Raw genomic sequence first — 17,502 nt, 5'->3', positions numbered from 1 at the left:
CGAAATTGGCAATAGTCTGTTCTAGTTATTCCAATTCATCAATCAATTGTTGCATCTCACCGATTTCACGCTTTTGTGCTTCGATAATGTCATCAGCAAGCTGGCGCACACGCGGATCTTCGATATCAGCACGGGTACTGGTCAAAATAGCAATAGAATGATGCGGTATCATCGCTTGCATCCAATCGACCTGATCAACCGTTTGTTGCGATCTAACGCCCCATATGCCAAAGGCAAATAGTACGACGCTAATCCCATAGACCATTAGATTGATCTTGGTCTTTTTATACATATTACCCATAAAGGCAAGCATGATAATAGCCATCATAGCGCCCATATATAACGCCATATAAGCTCTGGTCTCACTAAAATAAACGTGATCCCATTTATATGTATTAAAGTACATCATGATAAACATCACTACTGTCGATGTTAAAATCATCAGGGTGAACTTCACATAGGGGTTCATTTGTTTCTGTTTATTATCCATATGATTATTCATAATTTCGTCCTTAATTTAGTAAAAAAGGCACCTAACTAAAGAGGTGCCTTTTTTCGGAGCTAGTGTTATAGCCTGTTTTTTGCTTAGATGATTAACACTAGAACCAAAACTTCACACCGGCTGTCACACTACTAGAATCAACAGCTTCGTCTTCTTGGCGTCGCAAATCTCGTGCGTCGCTCAAGGCAGTCTCATAGCTAATACCCACATAAGGCGCAAGCTGTCGACTCAGTGTCTCATAAGTCAGCCTGACTTCGGTTTCTAGTTCGTTAAATCCCTTACTAATATTGTTATCCGTATCGTCTTTACTAAATGCCGTCAGCTCTACTTCTGGAATGACTACCCAATGCTGATCTAAGCGCCACTCATACTCCGCACCTAGATCCAGACGGACTTGTCCATCGGTATATACATAGGCTCTAGCGTCAGTTTCGATGAAATATGGCGCAGTGCCTACAATGCCAGCCATCACAGCAGGCTTGTCATTTTCGGTATCATAAGCAATACCAGCCTCCCCATTCCAAAAGATACTAAGCGGCTTCCAGTAAGATAGTGAGGTTAAGCTATCAATTTCTTTCTCATCTTTAGTTTGAATACTACCTTCGCTACGTAGCGATACGCGGTTGCTGTCTGTACCGTACCACGTGTCAAACTCATAATTGATTTGATCCTCCTCGAACTGATAGCCCAAATCGTCTACTGACACGCCCCATAGCGGTAAGCTACCCATCATCACAGGCTTGCCATGCTCTCCATAAGGAACGCCATTTGAATAATCTGGACTACGAGCATCGGCTGGCGGTTCACCGCCTTGCATCCCTGACATGTCCATACTGCCATGATCCATACCTGACATATCCATGCCACTATGGTCCATATCCGACATATCACCTGACATATCCATACCGCTATGGTCCATATCTGACATATCACCTGACATATCCATACCGCTATGGTCCATATCTGACATATCGCCTGACATATCCATGCCACTATGGTCCATATCTGACATATCGCCTGACATATCCATACCGCTATGGTCCATATCTGACATATCGCCTGACATATCCATGCCACTGTGATCCATATCTGACATATCACCTGACATGTCCATACTGCCATGATCCATGTGCGACATCTCAGCAGCATTTGCTAAAGGTGACATTAATAATATCAAAGATGACATGCCAATAAACGGTAGACCTACTTTATATATTTTCATAATAAGGCTCATATTCAAAGGTTCATTAAACAACGGCAACTTCTCTAAACATCCCAGCTTCCATGTGATAAAGCAGGTGGCAATGCCAAGCCCAGCGTCCAACTTCACCCGTAACATCAAAACTAATCTTTTGAGCAGGTTGTACCGTGATCGTATGCTTACGAACCTGAAAGTCACCATCAGGCGCACGCAGATCGCTCCACATACCATGCAAATGCATCGGATGATTCATCATAGTGTCATTGACTAAGGTGATACGCACGCGCTCATTAGGTTTGATGTTAACAGGCGCAGCATCCCGAAACATAATCCCATCCAATGCCCAAATATAACGCTCCATATTGCCTGTTAAGTGAATCTCAAGCTCTCTAGTCGGTTTTTTCTGCTCAGCCAAAATATGCTCATCAACAGAACGCAGCTGACTGTATGTCAGAACCTGTCTATCAATGTTGCGCAGGTTGATGCCTGGATCATCAAGGTTCATACGTGGACTATCGACGCGCATATCGGTCTTAAAGTCGTATTCTGTTTTGGCATGTCGAGCGTGATAACCTTTATCTCCCATCGCACCCATCATATCAGCCATGGTTAGCCATTCAACTTTATCCATAGCCGGTATTGGTGCACGTGCGCCCTTTTTAGTAGCAAGCGTGGTCGCCACATAATCCGTCCGATCGATATTTTGGGCAAATATAGTATGAGCATCTTTGGTTGGTGTGACGATGACATCATAAGTCTCGGCCACTCCAATACGAAAATCATCGACATCAACAGGCGCGACATCATTACCATCTGTACCAACTACTTTTATTTTCAGTCCTGGTATACGCACATCAAATATCGTCTGCGCGGAGCCATTGATAAAACGTAGTTTGACAGGCTGTCCAGCCTTGACAAGTTGCGTCCAGTTAGCCGCAGTGGTTTTACCATTCATCAAATAAGTAAAGGTCTTTTCACCAGACAGATCGGTAAAATCTGTCGGCATCATGCGCATCTGATTCCACATTTTGCGCTTATCAAAAGCAGCTTCTAAATCCGTTGCGGCAATATCGGACAAAAGCTTCTTAAAATCTGGCAAATGATAATTATCAAAGTCTGCCCGCTGTTTTAATAGTTTCAGCAAGTTGTGTGGGTCACGGTGCGTCCAATCACTGAGTAAAATGACATGGTCTTCTTGGGTAGGATGACGTTCGCGTCCTTTTGGTTCAATGACAATCGCCCCGCGCATACCGGTTTGTTCTTGGAATCCAGTATGCGAGTGATACCAATAAGTACCCGCTTGTTTTAGGGTAAATTTATACGTAAAGGTGCTATTGGCTGGGATACCATCAAAACTAATACCTGGCACGCCGTCCATCTCGAATGGCACTAGCAGACCATGCCAATGGATAGAGGTCGACTCATTCATCTGATTGTGCACGCGAATCACTACCGTATCACCTTCGCGCATTTTTAGCGTTGGCGCTGGCAATGAGTCATTGATAAGCGTCGCCATGCTCGTCTTGCCATTAACCGTAATCATCTTTTTGCTGACATACAGATCAAACTCTGTGCCTGTCAGTATGGGTACTTTGTGATCGGGTTTATCACTGTTAATGACGACGTTTTTTTGATTTGCACCCAAGGCACTATTTGCAATGGTTGGTAGCGTCGATAGCATAGACGCACCAAGTAGCGTCGATGACCCTGTCAAAAAACGCCTGCGGTTAAGCATGTTTTTATTATTCATAATAATGACCTAACTTAATCCATAAAATGGGAATTGAGTTTGTACTAAACGATCTACTTTAAACATCAATCAAATTACAATTGCTGCTGCGGCGACTCAACATCGGCATAAACGCTGGTTGTACCGTCTTTATTGATTTGCATGATTTGATACGGCATAAACTGGTTTTGATACTCCATACCAGGGCTACCGACTGGCATGCCTGGTACAGCAAGTCCAATAGCATCGCTAGGTGGATTCTCTAAGAATTGTGCCATGTGCTTGGCCGGGACATGACCTTCAAAGACATAACCATCGGTGGTGACTGCGGTATGACAAGACTGCATTTGCGGTGGTACGCTATAACGCTCTTTAAATACCGACAAGTCTGCAACGTCTTGCGCAGTGGCGTTTAAACCATTATCTTCTGCATAACCTACCCATTCTTTACAACAGCCACAATTGGCATCTTTATAAACAGTGGCGGAGACATCTTTAAGTAGCTCTGTTTGGTTAATGATAGGAGCTGTAACCGCCGTCAGTTCAGCTTGGGGCTGTGCTACCTGTGCCGATTGCGTAGCGACCGTTGGTTCAGACGCTACAGGCTTTGAATCAGAAGCGCTCGTATTTGATTGGCTACAAGCCGCTAGTAGTAGTGAAGATGTCGCCATCACTAAAAGAACACGACCAGATAACCGGTTGTGTTCATTAGAAAACATATTGGTATAGCGCTTCATAAAGTCACTCCTAAGCGTTTGTGTATATATTTAATCATTAATGCTGCATTTCAGATCCGTCATCTGACATACCCATCATGTCACTATCAAATGCCATATCCAGCATATCGTCGTCCAATCTTGTTGTTAGCATAGTGTACTGACTTTTATCTAATTCAGGTAACGATCTGATAAACGCGACCATGGCCCACATTCTATCGTCATCATGCGTTGCGCCCCAAGCTGGCATCCCAGACGCCATGATGCCATGTTTAATTGCCCAAAACCCTTGTCTAGCACCCGCCTGCGTTTGATAACGCTCAACAATATCAGTATTGGTGAAATTAGGTGGCTTTGGATATAGGCCTTGACTAAGATCAGTCTGTTCTACACCAGGAGATAAATGGCAGCCTGCGCACATATCTTTATAATCTGCACCGCCAGTGCTAATCATGTCTACCTGTGCTAAATCTGGAACGATGATATCTTTACTGGCATTTTCTATTGAACGATTGCGAGCGGTTTCTAAGAAGCTATACATCATTGGGCTATGCTCTTGATCGGCCCCAACGTTTACGACACCACTAGTAACCACAGCAAAAACACCAGCGATCGCAACAACAACGGCAAAAAGTATCCCCAATAAGAATTTCATGTATTTATCCTAAAATCTATTTTTGTTAATACACCACTCTCATTTAGCACGGCTGTTTACTTAATAAAACTGCTTATTCAGCAAAGCTGCCTGATAGTGATGTATATTTCATAGGACTATATTCAAAATTCTTAAGATTTACTGTCATTACTTCCATTGTCACTACTGACGCAGTGTTTTTGATGCATTTGCTTCATTTTTCCCATATTAGCCATCATTGCTTTCATGGCAGGGTCGTTCATATCCATCTTGCTATGATCCATCTTTTGCATCATTTGCATATGTTTTTCCATCTTTTTACAGTTCATTTGATCCTTTTGTGCGTGCAATTTTGGATCATGAGCCATAGCAGACGTTGAAACGACTAGAGCAACAGCAGTAACGATGATTGATTTAAATGGTGACATAATAATTCCTTATTTGATTTGATTAACAGCTAGTAAAGCTTACGCTGGGTTAAATTTGGCTTTAACATCTTGAAACTTAAGAATATATTGAAATTTAAAGCTATCAAAGACTAAGGCTATCAAATCAGCCTAAATGATAACTTACTCATTCTGACTGACAGATGACACCAAGATGACAATTCTGTCATCTTCGCATCTATAGATTTTAATGTTGCACATAATCCTCTAGTATTGCCTTAGCATTACTGTCGCGATCTCGACCATACTTGTCTACAAAATACTTCTCAGCTTGCAGGTGTTGATCTTGATGCTGAACTTGACAGGCTACTCTTGCATCGATATAGCTTTTCATTTGCGCATCAGATATCTGCGCATCATTGTGATCCGCATTTTTTGCAAATTGAGTAACCGCATCGCAGTTGTTAAGAATTGAAGTGCTTAGGTTGGTAGTATGCGCGTTTGCTGCTGATATGCCGACAAACATTGACAGTGACATCGATAGCGACAATAGCGCTGCATTTTTTAGACCATAATTTTTCATATAATACTCTCAAAGATAAATAATTGGACATTCAAGTAGAATGTTTGTTAGTGAAGCTATTTATAGAAGTTAACTTTATTTTTTAGAAACCGTCTCTAGCAAACAAAGCCTCATATTTAGCGTTGATTGAGAATACTAAACTGAGACTGACAGCTTAATGACGCAGACATGACATGTTTGTTAGAAATAAATCAAACTTGTCATACAAGTCTTTATTACAACTAGGCAATCGAACCAATTGATGTATAGACGTGTCTAAAAATGATTCAGTGTTAAGCTACCAATTATCAGAGTGATATTTAAAGGAACAACAATGAAAGTATTACTAGTAGAAGATGAGATAAAACTTGGAGAGTATATAAAAAAGGGGCTAACTGAAGCGGGCTTTATCGTTGACCATCATACAACTGGTCTAGACGGCTATCATGCCTTGATGACAGATGAGTTCAGCGTGGTGTTAATGGATGTGATGCTACCTGATGTCAGTGGCTTTGAGTTGGTACGCAATTACCGCGCCGCTGGCAAGCATACGCCCGTCTTATTTTTGACGGCAAAAGATGATTTGAGTGATAAAATCAAAGGCATTGAAATCGGCGGAGATGACTATCTAACCAAACCTTTTGCCTTTGCAGAATTAATAGTCAGAATAAAGAGTCTGCTCCGCCGCGCCAATCAAGCAGATTATAAAAGCACTATTATGCAAATAGCAGATCTAAAAATGGACATTGCCAAGCGCACTGTACACAGAGGTGATACCGCCATTAAACTCACAGCAAAAGAGTTCTCCCTATTGCAATTTTTGTTAGAACGTCAAGGTGAGGTATTGCCACGCTCCGTCATCGCCTCGCAAGTATGGGACATGAATTTTGATAGTGATACCAATGTCATTGACGTCGCTATAAGACGTCTGCGACTCAAAATCGATGATGAATTTGCTATAAAGCTAATTCATACCGTGCGCGGGATGGGCTATCGATTGGATGCCATAAATACTTCGGATACGAGTACTGATAACGCTACCATCAATGACAATGTAATGAATAGTGTTGCCACCAATAGCACTGAAGCCAAATAAAATGAAATATAACTTTGAAAATCGACGCTTACCTCTGCTATGGCGGACGATTTTTTTACTGACGATATTCGTTGTCATCTCTCAAATCGTTATTTATATCTGGGTTCAGCGCTCTGTAAATGGTCACTTTGAGCAAATGGATTCAGAGATTATTACGCATGCCGCGTTTAATCTACGCAAGCGCATAATCCATCTCGATGAAGAAACGGCTTCTCCAACTTTACCTTCTTCACTATCTGCAGCAACTTCGCTGAACTCACCCACTTTACCAACATCAGCCTCGATTGGCTCTGATCACCTTCATTCCTCTTGGCTGGACTACGATCTAAAGACGCTCATAGCGGATAAAAACGGTCGCTTATTGTCTAGTGCTCCGAGTAGCTTTGCCGATGAGTTACCCACAGATTTCAACCTGCCATCTCTATGGCAAGACCATCACGAGCAGCAGTTTGTCGTGGAGATAAATAATAGAAGTTACCGCGCCGTTATCATTCAAGACAATCAAATGCTCGCGCTTATCGCCCTGCCTATTGATGTCCATCATCAGTATTTATTACAGTTTAACCGCCAGCTCAGTATGATATTGATAGCGATTACCCTGCTATTGGTATCAGTCGCCGCATTAAGTGTCTACTGGGGTTTTGCGCCTTTATCTACTATCGTCCAAAAGATGAAAGGCATCAACCCTGAAAAGCTGGATGAACGAGTCATCGTTAGTGATATGCCACGCGAGCTGCGCCCGCTTGCTGAGTCTTATAACTTGATGATGAGTAAGCTTGAGAGCAACTTTGAATCGCTATCCCGCTTCTCGGATAATATCGCGCATGAACTGCGTACCCCGCTTGCAACCCTTGGCACTCAGACTCAGGTCATGCTTAGCAAGACAAGAAACACCAATGAATATATCGAGCAGTTGCATCATCAGCATGACACGCTTGAGCAATTATCTGCGCTGATTAATAACATGCTCTTGCTAGCAAAAACTCAAAAAGGACTTGAAGACTCGCAGCTTAAACCTGTCGATACAGACTTACTTATTACTAAGCTCATAGATTACTTTGAGTTAATAGCGGAAGATCGTGAGATAACTTTTGAAAAAACAGGCAGCTTTGGCACAGTGCTAGGCGATAAAAGTTTGTTGCAAAGATTGTTTGCCAATCTACTGTCAAATGCCATCTATTATGCGGCTAGTGATAGCGTCATTATTATTGAAGCAGCTACAACCTCTACGTTAACAATCACCATAACTAATAAATTGGCTAAGCCCCTGACTCAAAGCGATGCGGATAAATTATTTGAGCGCTTCCATCGACATGATCAAACCAAGACTATGCACGCAGGATCAGGTCTGGGATTATCCATTGTGCAAGCTATTGTCAACGCCCATAACGGCAAAGTCAGCATTACTATCAAAGATGACTATTACTTCCAAGTTGAGGTAATTTTGTAGCGAGCACTGTATCGGTTTTAAAGCGAATCGACTATAGCTTCTCAATAACTCGGTAGAATCGGCAACCAAACCACCAAAGCCAACAGCGTAGCTAGTAACACTGGCGGCGTAATGAGCAACCCGATTTTCATATACTGCCCCCAGCTGATTTTATAGTCCTTCTCTGCCAACACATGTAGCCATAATAATGTCGCAAGGCTACCGATGGGTGTAAACTTTGGCCCCAAATCATTGCCAATGACATTGGCATATATCATCAGCTCGCGAGTCGCTGCGGGTACTTGCGCGCTATCAATAGCCAATGCGCCTACTAAGGTAGATGGCATATTATTCATGATAGAAGCCACGATCGCTGAAAGAAATCCCGTGCCTACTGTCGCGATAATATTGCCCTGCTGCCCTAACCAATTCAGTATTTGGGCACCATAAGCCGTCAGTCCTGCGTTACCCAACCCATAAACGACCAAGTACATACCGATTGAAAACAATACGATTTGCCAAGGCGCTTTACGTACGACGTCAGATACAGAAACAACAGCACCCCGACCACCTTGCCACCAGCGACCTGCAATTGCCATCAGCACCAGCGCAGCAGCGCCAGTCACGAAGGAGATAGGAATACCTAGTGACTCGGTGGCAAAATAAGCAACCAATAACAAGGCTAATAGCGGAAAAGCGGCTTTAAACACCAGCGGATCTTCGATAGCTGACGTAGGCGCGCTAAGATTGGCAATAGAGTAGTGTGTTGGGATTTGGCGGGCATAGACCACCCACAGCACTGCTAATGTCGCGATGACAGAGACGATGTTGACTGGCACCATGACTGCGGCATAACGTCCAAAGCCAATATCAAAATAATTGGCGCTGACGATATTGACCAGATTAGACGTCACTAACGGCAAACTTGCGGTGTCAGCGATAAAGCCCGTGGCGATGATAAAAGCCAATGCCGACGGCGGTGAAAACTTAAGCCGTAGCAAGATGGCGATGACGATCGGTGTCAGGAGTAATGCAGCGCCATCATTGGCAAAAAACGCGGAGATAAACGCGCCCAGTATCACAATCATGGGAAACAACAAGCGCCCTTGTCCATTGCCAAGTCTGGCCACATGGAGCGCCGCCCAACCAAAAAACCCCGCCCTATCTAAGATAAGCGAGATGATGATAAGTGCCACAAAGGTAAAGGTCGCATCCCAAACGATATCCCACACCACAGCGACATCAGACAACTGCACCACGCCAAACGCTAAAGCGACCAACGCCCCGCCCAGCGCGCTCCAACCAATGCCCAAGCCTTTAGGCTGCCATATCACTAAAACCAAAGTCACGATAAAGATAGTTAATGCGAGCATGGAGCAACCTTATTTAAGCTGGCTTTTTTTAACCGAATTGGTTTAACCGGCTTGTTTTAACCGATTTTGTTGAGCTATTTGGTTTAGCCGATTGAATCTATAATCAGTTCGAAATAAAATCGATACGCTGATGCTATCGTGCAGTTGATATAAATTTTCCTTGCGTGCTGTTATCTTTCGATGCTGCACAAAATTCATCCCAACCGCACTGTATCGTTTTTGAAGTGGGTCAACTATATAAAAGACTAAATCGACTTTTGATTGACACGCTGCGACACTTCCTCAGCGCTTTCCACCCGCTCAGAGTACCTATCGGTCAGATAGGCCGAGCGTCCACGAGTCAGCCATGTAAACTTCACCAGCTCTTCACAGACATCAACTAGGCGCAGATATAAAGGCGACATAACCATGCGATTGTCATCATTGAATTCTAAAAAGGCTTTAGGGATAGACGATTGATTGGGGATGGTAATCATACGCATCCAGCGCCCAAGAATACGCAGCTGATTGACGGTATTAAAGCTTTGACTGCCACCGCTCACTTGCATCACTGCCAAGGTTTTACCTTGAGTTGGGCGTACGCCGCCCAGTGCGAGTGGTATCCAATCGATTTGTGCTTTCATAATACTGGTGATGCTGCCGTGGCGCTCTGGACTCACCCACAGCATGCCTTCTGACCACTGTGCCAGCTCGCGCAGCTCTTGCACCTTTGGATGATCGCTATCAGCATCATCTGGCAGCGGCAACCCTGACGGATTGAACATCCGCACCTCGCAGCCATACCAACGTAGTAGTCGGCTCGCTTCCTCGGCCGCCAGTCGAGAAAATGAGCGCTCACGTAACGACCCGTATAGCACCAGTATCTTAGGCGGATGACGTGGGTCAGTTGGCGCAACCAAGGAATCAATATCGATCGGTTGTAATTGACTGGCATCAATATTGGGCAAGTCATCTAGATTAAATAAACCCTCTGCGTGAGGTTGATTTCTATTGGCTGTTGTCATGATAAATCGTCTCGCCGTCCTCTTTAGTAAAGCTGCTCACTGGATTGTCTAACAATTCAAACACCCGCTCTGATGGTCGGCACAAGGCTGCGCCCTTATCCGTGACCACGATAGGACGGTTGATTAAGATAGGATGCGCCATCATCGCATCGATAATGTCGTCATCAGATAACTCAGGATTGTCTAAACCCAGCTCATCATTGATGGCTTCTTTGCTACGTAGTAACTCTCTTGGCGAAATATTCATCTTTGCCAATAGCGCAACCAACTCGTCACGGCTCGGCGGGTTTTTTAGATACTCCACTACTTCCGGTTGCTCGCCTGATGCCTTCATGATGGCAAGCGTATTGCGAGAGGTACCGCAGTTTGGATTATGAAAAATTAATGGTTTCATAGCGATTTCACCTATTTTTGAATCTATAGAGAATTCAGCATAAAAACGATACAGTGGAACTGGGATGAATTTTACGCAGCCTCTGTCTGCGCAGGCACAGCACGCCAGAAAAATTTATACCAGTTCCACGTTGACATATAACGTATCTGTTTTATTTAGAATCGACTATAGTTATTAAGAAGATGTTTATTAAAGTAGCTAGCTGCTTAGCTTAGCGCTTGCCCTAAAAACTATCTTGTTTATCAGATTTGGCAGCCTCACAGCCACTTAAGCTGTCCATCAGCGAAGCACACAGCTCTGGATGTCCTGCGCAGCAGTCTTGCAACAAAAACTGCACGACCGCCTCCATATGCGACAACGACGCGCGATAGATAATTTGCCGACTTTGGCGTTTTGACACCACCCACCCTGCTCGTGCCAGCACTGATAGATGCGCGGACATGGTGTTATGCGGCACACATAGCTGACGGGCTATTTCACCCGCTGGTAAGCCTTCAGGCTCTTGACTGACCAGTAATTTAAAGGCTTTTAGACGCGTGTCTTGAGAGAGTGCCGCGAAGCTTGCGATAGCAGTTGTTATTTCCATATGTCCAATAATACAGACATATAAAAATAATTCAACAAATAATAAATTAGAAGTGTTGATAATTGATAACTTAGAACTTTTGACAATGCACATCATACAGCAAAAAACCCGCTAAAAACAATTTAGCGGGTTTTTAATGTCAATAAACAAGTTAGGCTATCAACTAAACTGGGCTTACACTACCCAACAAGAGCAACCGAATATATTAAAAAATTATTTAAAGTATAAAGATCAGTCAGATTTACACCCCGCCCGCGCCTTTGCTCGATACTTCGCTATTTTCTACCAATATAGCGGCCGCTGTTTTTTTGAGTATCGCCCACTGCTCATCATCGATATGGATACCCTCTTTCCATGAGCGCTGATGGTTGGCGTACAATTCATCCGTCGATATTTTATGGTCAAAGTGTTCGATTTCTTGTTCGATATCGAAGTTAGCAGTCGCCAGCTCAATGATCATATCATTAGTATTATAATTGTCTTGTGGTTCATTAAAAAAGTACAGATCAGGATAGACAAAGCCTTGGTTCAAGGTAAACAAAGTATGCTTGGGTACCGTGCCATTATCCCATTTCGCCAGACAGGCAATGCCATTATCAGCGAGCTTGACCAGCTCACTATATGCCAGCCAGCGATTGTGGCAGTTCATTATATAAATCTGAAAATGATCCAAATCGCCCATCTTTTCTAGGGCATAGTCCATGATGGCAGGCAAATGACAAATCAAACTGCTGTTATGCAAATCAAAGCGAATGGCGCCCGCTTCTTGATGGACAATATCAATGGGCGCATCTTGTTCAGACAAAATAAAAGGGGTGGCATTATTAAAATGTCGTACACCGTCCAGTCCTGCCATCTCAAGCTCAGCCACCATAGAGGCAATGACATCAGCTTCGCCTACTTCTCGGTGCATCCCAGTAAAGGCTTTATACACCATTGCCACGATTTCATTGTGCGATACAATCATGTCTTAAACCTCCTTAGTAACGGTTGAGTCTTGTGCGGGCAGTTTTTGGGTAGACGAATTTTCTGTAGATGAATCCTTTGTAGACAAGTTAGGTAATAAAGGAAACAGCCATTCATCACTATGTACTTCGCTAAATAAAGGCGCACCTTGGAACAAAGTGATTCGCACCCAGCGATCAGATCTCGGATCGAACTTGGTCGCGCCAAACATAGATAGTTTACAGCGTAGCAGATGCATGGGCGGCGTATGCTTATGTAAGACATTCATCTGAATATCACCCATTTTTTTATGTCCCATGGTCCATACGCGGCGAGCGATAGAGCGATACTTAGGTTTGCTCAACATAAACTCAGATATGAGCTGCTGTGGATCGGCTTGCTGTAATGCCAAGTACAGATTTTTTGCTTGCCGTGCGATGTCTAATGACAGCTCTCGATCATCACCTGGCTCTTGACCGCGTACGCCCATGCGTGGCTCTTCTTTATCCACTGAGCGATACCAAAACCAATAGCGATTATCAGGCTCATCAAAATCAATTGTAATCGCCCATTGATAACGTGACTCTAATACATCAAGCAAATCTTGAATCACCTTACCTTTCGGTAATGATAAGTTTTCATCGGCGTTGACTTTTTCTTGGAACGAATCCACACGCTCAGGGTATAGCTCCATTAAGCAAGAGATAATAACTTCTTGACTCTCAAAACTTAAGAGGTCGTGAGCTTGCAGGAACTCCGCCCATGTTTTGTAACTTTCAATCGTGGTCATAAGCTCACTTTGTAACGCACTCAACTCTGTAACGACAGCTTCGTTTAATGTGGCTTGATGCTCATTGATGGTAACGATTTCGGTAAAATGCTGAATCGCACGCGCAAGCAAGCTGGAAAAATACGCCACCTTTTCTGACTCAATATCACAGACCAAGGTCGCTTGCACCGCTTCTTCACGCGTGGTGAGCCACTGATCAACGATACAAGGGTGATTGATCAGATACGGTGCCATACCCAGACCCGTCGCATTGCCAATACCAAGATAGCGCTTAATCTCTGGATGCAGTGCGACTGCTTTGTTGCCGCCCTTTTTCTTTGCCAAAAAATCAACCCAATCAAGGCTAAATTCGCGTAGCAAGTAAACGGCACACATCTGCGCGCGAAACGACTGATTAAAGTCTTCGCTATGATCTAATGGCTTAAAATCATAAATACCAAATTTGCCATTGCCATAGACTGCCGTGGTACGCAAGATATAGCCAACTTGTGCTAGTACCTCAAGGTCTGGCTGCTGACCATCAGCTAAAGCGCTCACAATATGATCAAAGACGCGTACACTTTTATTCGCTCGCGCCAGTACCATCACCATGTTGGAGTTGCGACCCGCTTCTTGCAGCGGCACATTGGCTTTGAGATTATCGAGCAGCTCCTGACCGATCTCCCCAAACACCAGACCAAAGGTGACGTCCCATTTTTGGGCGATCACTCGATCATTGCGCTCGTCATCTGCCAACTCATTGCAAAACACCACCAAATGATAAGTATGCTCTGGGGTTTGCAGACGGTAGATCACTTGTCCATAACCATTGTCATCTAAGTCCCAAAGATGCGTGCTCAGCGTCCATTTTTCTCTATCAATTTTACGCAGTAATGTGCGCACAAAGCTGATACGCGTCTGGTGCATGGCGCCCAGCCGCTCAGCATTCATGACCACATCAGGACTGCGTAAAGACAGTGTCGCTACGTCAATGCTCTCATTGCTTGCGTGAACCAAATTCATAATGCCACTACCTTACAAAATATGTCAGTCCAGTTAACTGGCTAACCGTTTTAACGAGGTGCTTTTAATCAAAGCCATTTAAAAAACAACCATTTTAATACTTTAAATAAATCACTATCATAATCAACATGTTATACATAACACATCGTTTATGATAATTGACTGATGATTTACTTCTCTTCAATAATCTTTTGTTTAGCGAGCTTCTCCTCGTTAATGCGATGATTAACCGCAACCTTGTTAGGACGGTATAAGTCTTGGTCGTGTGCCATTTTCTGGGCAATCTGTGGTCCATTCCATAGTGACGGCAATAAGACAAAGGACACCGGGACCGCAGTAATCACAATAAATGACTGCAAAGCACTCACACCGCCTGCTCCCAAGGAGATTAAGACAATGGCAGTCACACCCATCATAATGCCCCAAAAGGTACGAATCATAGCGTTTGGCTCACGCTCGCCACTAATGACCACACTGATGGTATAGGTCATCGAATCCCCTGTCGTCACGATAAAAATCGTGGTCAAAATTAAAAACAGTATCGAGGTAATCAAAGGAAATGGTAGCTGCTGCGTGACCGCTAATAGCGCACCTGGCAAATTAAAGCCTTCAAAGGCGGTGCTCACACTGCCAGGATTGGCAATCTCAAACGCCAGTCCCGAGCCGCCAACAATGGTGAACCAAAAGCAGGTGACGAGCGGCGCAATAATACAAACCGTAGTAATCAACTCTCGAATAGTACGGCCACGTGAAATACGAGCAATAAAGATAGCCATCATCGGGCCATAGCCCAAAAACCAACCCCAAAAGAACACCGTCCACCAGCTCAGCCAGCCTTCATCACCACGGTACGTGGCCATTGGGATAAAGTTATCAACCAAACTACCGACACCTTGAATATAGCCATTCACGATAAAGTTGGTCGGCCCAAAGATTAAAATAAACACCATCAGCGCAAAGGCCAGTGTAACGTTAAAACGACTGAGCAATTGCATCCCGCGCGTCAAACCACTAATCGCTGAGATGGTATAAAGCGCAATCGCAAACACAATGATCATCAGCTGCGTGATAAAGGTATCAGGAATACCAAATAGCTCATTGAGTGCATAACTGGTTTGCAATCCCAAAAATCCAATCGGACCGATGGTACCTGCCGCGACTGCAACGATACAACAAGCATCAATAATGGCGCCAGCTTGACCGGTAAGCACGCGCTCACCAAATACGGGATACAGCAAGGTGCGCGGCTTAAGCGGTAAGCCTTTGTCATAGTGCAGATGCATCACTACAATAGCCGTTAAGCTACCGACGATCGACCATGCTAAAAAGCCCCAATGCATAAAAGATTGTGACAGGGCATTGAACGCGCGTTGTTGTAAGTTCTCAGACTCACCATATAAAGGCGGCGCTGTAACATAATGCGCAATAGGCTCAGCGGCTGCCCAAAACACACCCCCGCCAGCAAGTAGCGTACAAAACAAGATGGCCATCCACTTAAAGCTGTCTATCTCTGGCACAGGCAGATTACCCAAAATGACCCGTCCCGTACGACCAGCGCCCACAGCCAAAGCAATCACAAAGGTAGCTAGTAGCAGTATCTGCCAAAAGGGGCCAAATATATTAACCGACCAGGCAAAGCTGGCATTGACGATCTCTGCTAATTGCGCCTCGGCAAAGATAGCCATCAAAACAAAAAGAGTAATAAAACCGCCACTGTACCAAAACGCTGGGTTTTTAAGACCTAAGGTATCGGTCGGCCCCTCTACATGGGTCAAGGTGCCTGCTGTTTGGTTAACGTCTGAGCGTCCTTGCTCATCGCTGTTAAATCCTTTTAAATCGGCCATAGTGTGGCTCCATATGCTAACGTTACATGGTTTAAATCAGGGGTATATAGTCAATCCACTATAAAAATGAAAGAGGTTTAACGCTATAAAACGAACGTCGTTTTATAGCGCTTTGGAGTGTTAACTTGCAAAGTTCAGATTTAAACAATGAACCTCTAAAAAACGAGCCTTTAAAAATTAGCTTTAGAGCCTTACTCTTTAAGCCAAAGGCTTTAAGCCTTGCTCTAAAAAGTCAAACCAGTTTTGCCCGATGATTTTGCCAGCGTCAGTCTCATTAAAGCCATGCGTAAGCAGACCGTTATAGATATTTTCCATACCATCTTTGCCAGCGAACCACGGCAGAGTATCCGGCCAACCTGAGTTGTTGGCATTACCTTCACCATAATCCATTGCTTTTGACCAGCGACCATTACGCATCCACTCGAGCACTGCTTGTGGTTGATTGAGACATAAGTCACTACCAATCGCTAAATGCTCGACACCGTATTTATCAGCACAATTGGCAATCATGGTGCAAAAGTCATCAAGCGTACAATCACTACCATTCGGCAAATGGAACGGATATAAACTAAAGCCCAATAGCCCGCCCGCTTTGGTTAAGGCGCTAATGACCGTATCTGATTTATTACGCAGGGCATCGTGCGCGGTAGTCGGATTGGCATGACTGATACATATCGGACGCGAGGAGACTTCTATCGCCTCAAGCGTAGACTGCTCAGCGCTGTGCGACATATCTATAATCATACCGACTCGATTCATCTCTTCGATAGCTTGCTGACCAAAGCGCGTAACGCCGCTATCGTTCTGCTCATAACAGCCAGTCGCAAGTAAGCTTTGGTTGTTGTAAGTCAGTTGCATAATCAAGAGACCCAAGCGGCGCATAACGCTAATCAGGCCAATTTCATCATCGATGGGTGAGCAGTTTTGCGCCCCAAAAAAGATACCGACCTTACCCTGCTCTTTTGCAGTTTTGATGTCACTGACTGAATAAACAGGTATAATCAAATCACTGTTTTGCTCAAAACGTGCGTGCCACTCAGCAAAGCGGGTCATAGTCTGACGCGCATCTTCATGATAGACCAAGGTAGCATGTACCGCATTGATACCACTATCTTTTAGCATCTTGAAGTAGTCGCGATCCCAATGGCTATACTGTAATCCGTCAATAACGATATGATCTTGATACATATCCATTCCCTTTTTTATGCTTTCTTAATTTTATGAGCTGGCTTCTAGCTTAAGATTTGCGTAGGGTGGGTTAGCGGTAGCGTAACCCACCGATATTTAACAATTTATATTTAAAGTGGCG

The 17,502-nt window shown here is 44.1% G+C and carries 17 protein-coding genes; 2 read left to right on the top strand and 15 right to left on the bottom strand.

The genetic code is table 11. From position 1 onward, the window contains the following. Window positions 1–25: 25 nt before the first annotated feature. The 7 genes from BTV98_RS11400 to BTV98_RS11370 all read right to left on the bottom strand — a co-directional run bounded on the left by BTV98_RS11400 (window position 26) and on the right by BTV98_RS11370 (window position 5,751). Window positions 26–502: a DUF305 domain-containing protein gene (locus BTV98_RS11400; protein ID WP_058368429.1), complete on the bottom strand. Its 477-nt coding sequence runs from the start codon at window positions 500–502 to the stop codon at window positions 26–28. A 97-nt stretch (window positions 503–599) separates the two neighbouring features. Continuing rightward, window positions 600–1,724, bottom strand: a complete 1,125-nt coding sequence (locus tag BTV98_RS11395) for a copper resistance protein B (RefSeq protein ID WP_075103634.1) — start codon at window positions 1,722–1,724, stop codon at window positions 600–602. A gap of 25 nt (window positions 1,725–1,749) precedes the next feature. Beyond that, complete coding sequence (locus BTV98_RS11390) at window positions 1,750–3,453, bottom strand: copper resistance system multicopper oxidase (protein WP_075103633.1); 1,704 nt, start codon at window positions 3,451–3,453, stop codon at window positions 1,750–1,752. 74 nt (window positions 3,454–3,527) lie between these two features. Next, window positions 3,528–4,169 carry a DUF411 domain-containing protein gene (locus tag BTV98_RS11385; protein ID WP_058368431.1) on the bottom strand — a complete coding sequence of 214 codons (642 nt, stop codon included), beginning with the start codon at window positions 4,167–4,169 and terminating at the stop codon, window positions 3,528–3,530. Between the two features lie 37 nt (window positions 4,170–4,206). Further along, window positions 4,207–4,803, bottom strand: a complete 597-nt coding sequence (locus BTV98_RS11380; RefSeq protein ID WP_058368432.1) for a cytochrome c — start codon at window positions 4,801–4,803, stop codon at window positions 4,207–4,209. Window positions 4,804–4,934: 131 nt separating this feature from the next. Beyond that, a complete protein-coding gene (locus tag BTV98_RS11375) occupies window positions 4,935–5,210 on the bottom strand; it encodes a hypothetical protein (RefSeq protein WP_058368433.1) in 276 nt (91 codons plus the stop codon). Window positions 5,211–5,415: 205 nt separating this feature from the next. Then, entirely contained in the window at window positions 5,416–5,751 is a 336-nt protein-coding gene (locus BTV98_RS11370; protein ID WP_075103632.1) for a hypothetical protein, read from the bottom strand. A 313-nt stretch (window positions 5,752–6,064) separates the two neighbouring features. Here BTV98_RS11370 and BTV98_RS11365 point away from each other — a divergent pair, with 313 nt between their 5' ends. Then, complete coding sequence (locus BTV98_RS11365) at window positions 6,065–6,826, top strand: heavy metal response regulator transcription factor (protein ID WP_058368435.1); 762 nt, start codon at window positions 6,065–6,067, stop codon at window positions 6,824–6,826. Window position 6,827: 1 nt separating this feature from the next. Next, a complete protein-coding gene (locus BTV98_RS11360) occupies window positions 6,828–8,276 on the top strand; it encodes an ATP-binding protein (RefSeq protein WP_058368436.1) in 1,449 nt (482 codons plus the stop codon). 41 nt (window positions 8,277–8,317) lie between these two features. On the opposite strand, the gene BTV98_RS11355 is transcribed toward BTV98_RS11360, so the two are convergent. The 8 genes from BTV98_RS11355 to BTV98_RS11320 form a co-directional block, all read right to left on the bottom strand. Beyond that, a complete protein-coding gene (locus BTV98_RS11355; RefSeq protein WP_058368437.1) occupies window positions 8,318–9,628 on the bottom strand; it encodes an arsenic transporter in 1,311 nt (436 codons plus the stop codon). A gap of 245 nt (window positions 9,629–9,873) precedes the next feature. Next, entirely contained in the window at window positions 9,874–10,632 is a 759-nt protein-coding gene (arsH, locus tag BTV98_RS11350; RefSeq protein WP_075103631.1) for an arsenical resistance protein ArsH, read from the bottom strand. Next, entirely contained in the window at window positions 10,616–11,026 is a 411-nt protein-coding gene (arsC, locus tag BTV98_RS11345) for an arsenate reductase (glutaredoxin) (RefSeq protein ID WP_058368439.1), read from the bottom strand. Before arsC ends, arsH begins: the two co-directional genes overlap by 17 nt. A gap of 223 nt (window positions 11,027–11,249) precedes the next feature. Continuing rightward, complete coding sequence (locus BTV98_RS11340) at window positions 11,250–11,612, bottom strand: helix-turn-helix transcriptional regulator (RefSeq protein WP_058369181.1); 363 nt, start codon at window positions 11,610–11,612, stop codon at window positions 11,250–11,252. 241 nt (window positions 11,613–11,853) lie between these two features. After that, entirely contained in the window at window positions 11,854–12,579 is a 726-nt protein-coding gene (locus BTV98_RS11335) for a DUF3726 domain-containing protein (protein WP_058369170.1), read from the bottom strand. Window positions 12,580–12,582: 3 nt separating this feature from the next. Beyond that, window positions 12,583–14,349 carry a hypothetical protein gene (locus BTV98_RS11330; protein WP_058369171.1) on the bottom strand — a complete coding sequence of 589 codons (1,767 nt, stop codon included), beginning with the start codon at window positions 14,347–14,349 and terminating at the stop codon, window positions 12,583–12,585. 170 nt (window positions 14,350–14,519) lie between these two features. Then, window positions 14,520–16,193: a BCCT family transporter gene (locus tag BTV98_RS11325; RefSeq protein ID WP_058369172.1), complete on the bottom strand. Its 1,674-nt coding sequence runs from the start codon at window positions 16,191–16,193 to the stop codon at window positions 14,520–14,522. A gap of 198 nt (window positions 16,194–16,391) precedes the next feature. Continuing rightward, window positions 16,392–17,381 (bottom strand): membrane dipeptidase, encoded by a 990-nt coding sequence (locus BTV98_RS11320; RefSeq protein ID WP_058369173.1) that lies wholly within the window; start codon window positions 17,379–17,381, stop codon window positions 16,392–16,394. Window positions 17,382–17,502 lie beyond the last annotated feature (121 nt).

The sequence above is a fragment of the Psychrobacter sp. Cmf 22.2 genome (assembly GCF_001921745.1).
Lineage (GTDB): Bacteria > Pseudomonadota > Gammaproteobacteria > Pseudomonadales > Moraxellaceae > Psychrobacter.
Note: the sequence above shows the minus strand (reverse complement) of the source record. Positions and strands in the feature narration are given on the sequence as shown.

Excerpts from the sequence above, each read along its gene's own strand:
- BTV98_RS11400 (WP_058368429.1), bottom strand. The coding sequence starts at position 502 with ATGAATAATCATATGGATAATAAACAGAAACAAATGAACCCCTATGTG.
- BTV98_RS11395 (WP_075103634.1), bottom strand. The coding sequence starts at position 1,724 with ATGAAAATATATAAAGTAGGTCTACCGTTTATTGGCATGTCATCTTTG.
- BTV98_RS11390 (WP_075103633.1), bottom strand. The coding sequence starts at position 3,453 with ATGAATAATAAAAACATGCTTAACCGCAGGCGTTTTTTGACAGGGTCA.
- BTV98_RS11385 (WP_058368431.1), bottom strand. The coding sequence starts at position 4,169 with ATGAAGCGCTATACCAATATGTTTTCTAATGAACACAACCGGTTATCT.
- BTV98_RS11380 (WP_058368432.1), bottom strand. The coding sequence starts at position 4,803 with ATGAAATTCTTATTGGGGATACTTTTTGCCGTTGTTGTTGCGATCGCT.
- BTV98_RS11375 (WP_058368433.1), bottom strand. The coding sequence starts at position 5,210 with ATGTCACCATTTAAATCAATCATCGTTACTGCTGTTGCTCTAGTCGTT.
- BTV98_RS11370 (WP_075103632.1), bottom strand. The coding sequence starts at position 5,751 with ATGAAAAATTATGGTCTAAAAAATGCAGCGCTATTGTCGCTATCGATG.
- BTV98_RS11365 (WP_058368435.1), top strand. The coding sequence starts at position 6,065 with ATGAAAGTATTACTAGTAGAAGATGAGATAAAACTTGGAGAGTATATA.
- BTV98_RS11360 (WP_058368436.1), top strand. The coding sequence starts at position 6,828 with ATGAAATATAACTTTGAAAATCGACGCTTACCTCTGCTATGGCGGACG.
- BTV98_RS11355 (WP_058368437.1), bottom strand. The coding sequence starts at position 9,628 with ATGCTCGCATTAACTATCTTTATCGTGACTTTGGTTTTAGTGATATGG.
- arsH (WP_075103631.1), bottom strand. The coding sequence starts at position 10,632 with ATGACAACAGCCAATAGAAATCAACCTCACGCAGAGGGTTTATTTAAT.
- arsC (WP_058368439.1), bottom strand. The coding sequence starts at position 11,026 with ATGAAACCATTAATTTTTCATAATCCAAACTGCGGTACCTCTCGCAAT.
- BTV98_RS11340 (WP_058369181.1), bottom strand. The coding sequence starts at position 11,612 with ATGGAAATAACAACTGCTATCGCAAGCTTCGCGGCACTCTCTCAAGAC.
- BTV98_RS11335 (WP_058369170.1), bottom strand. The coding sequence starts at position 12,579 with ATGATTGTATCGCACAATGAAATCGTGGCAATGGTGTATAAAGCCTTT.
- BTV98_RS11330 (WP_058369171.1), bottom strand. The coding sequence starts at position 14,349 with ATGAATTTGGTTCACGCAAGCAATGAGAGCATTGACGTAGCGACACTG.
- BTV98_RS11325 (WP_058369172.1), bottom strand. The coding sequence starts at position 16,193 with ATGGCCGATTTAAAAGGATTTAACAGCGATGAGCAAGGACGCTCAGAC.
- BTV98_RS11320 (WP_058369173.1), bottom strand. The coding sequence starts at position 17,381 with ATGTATCAAGATCATATCGTTATTGACGGATTACAGTATAGCCATTGG.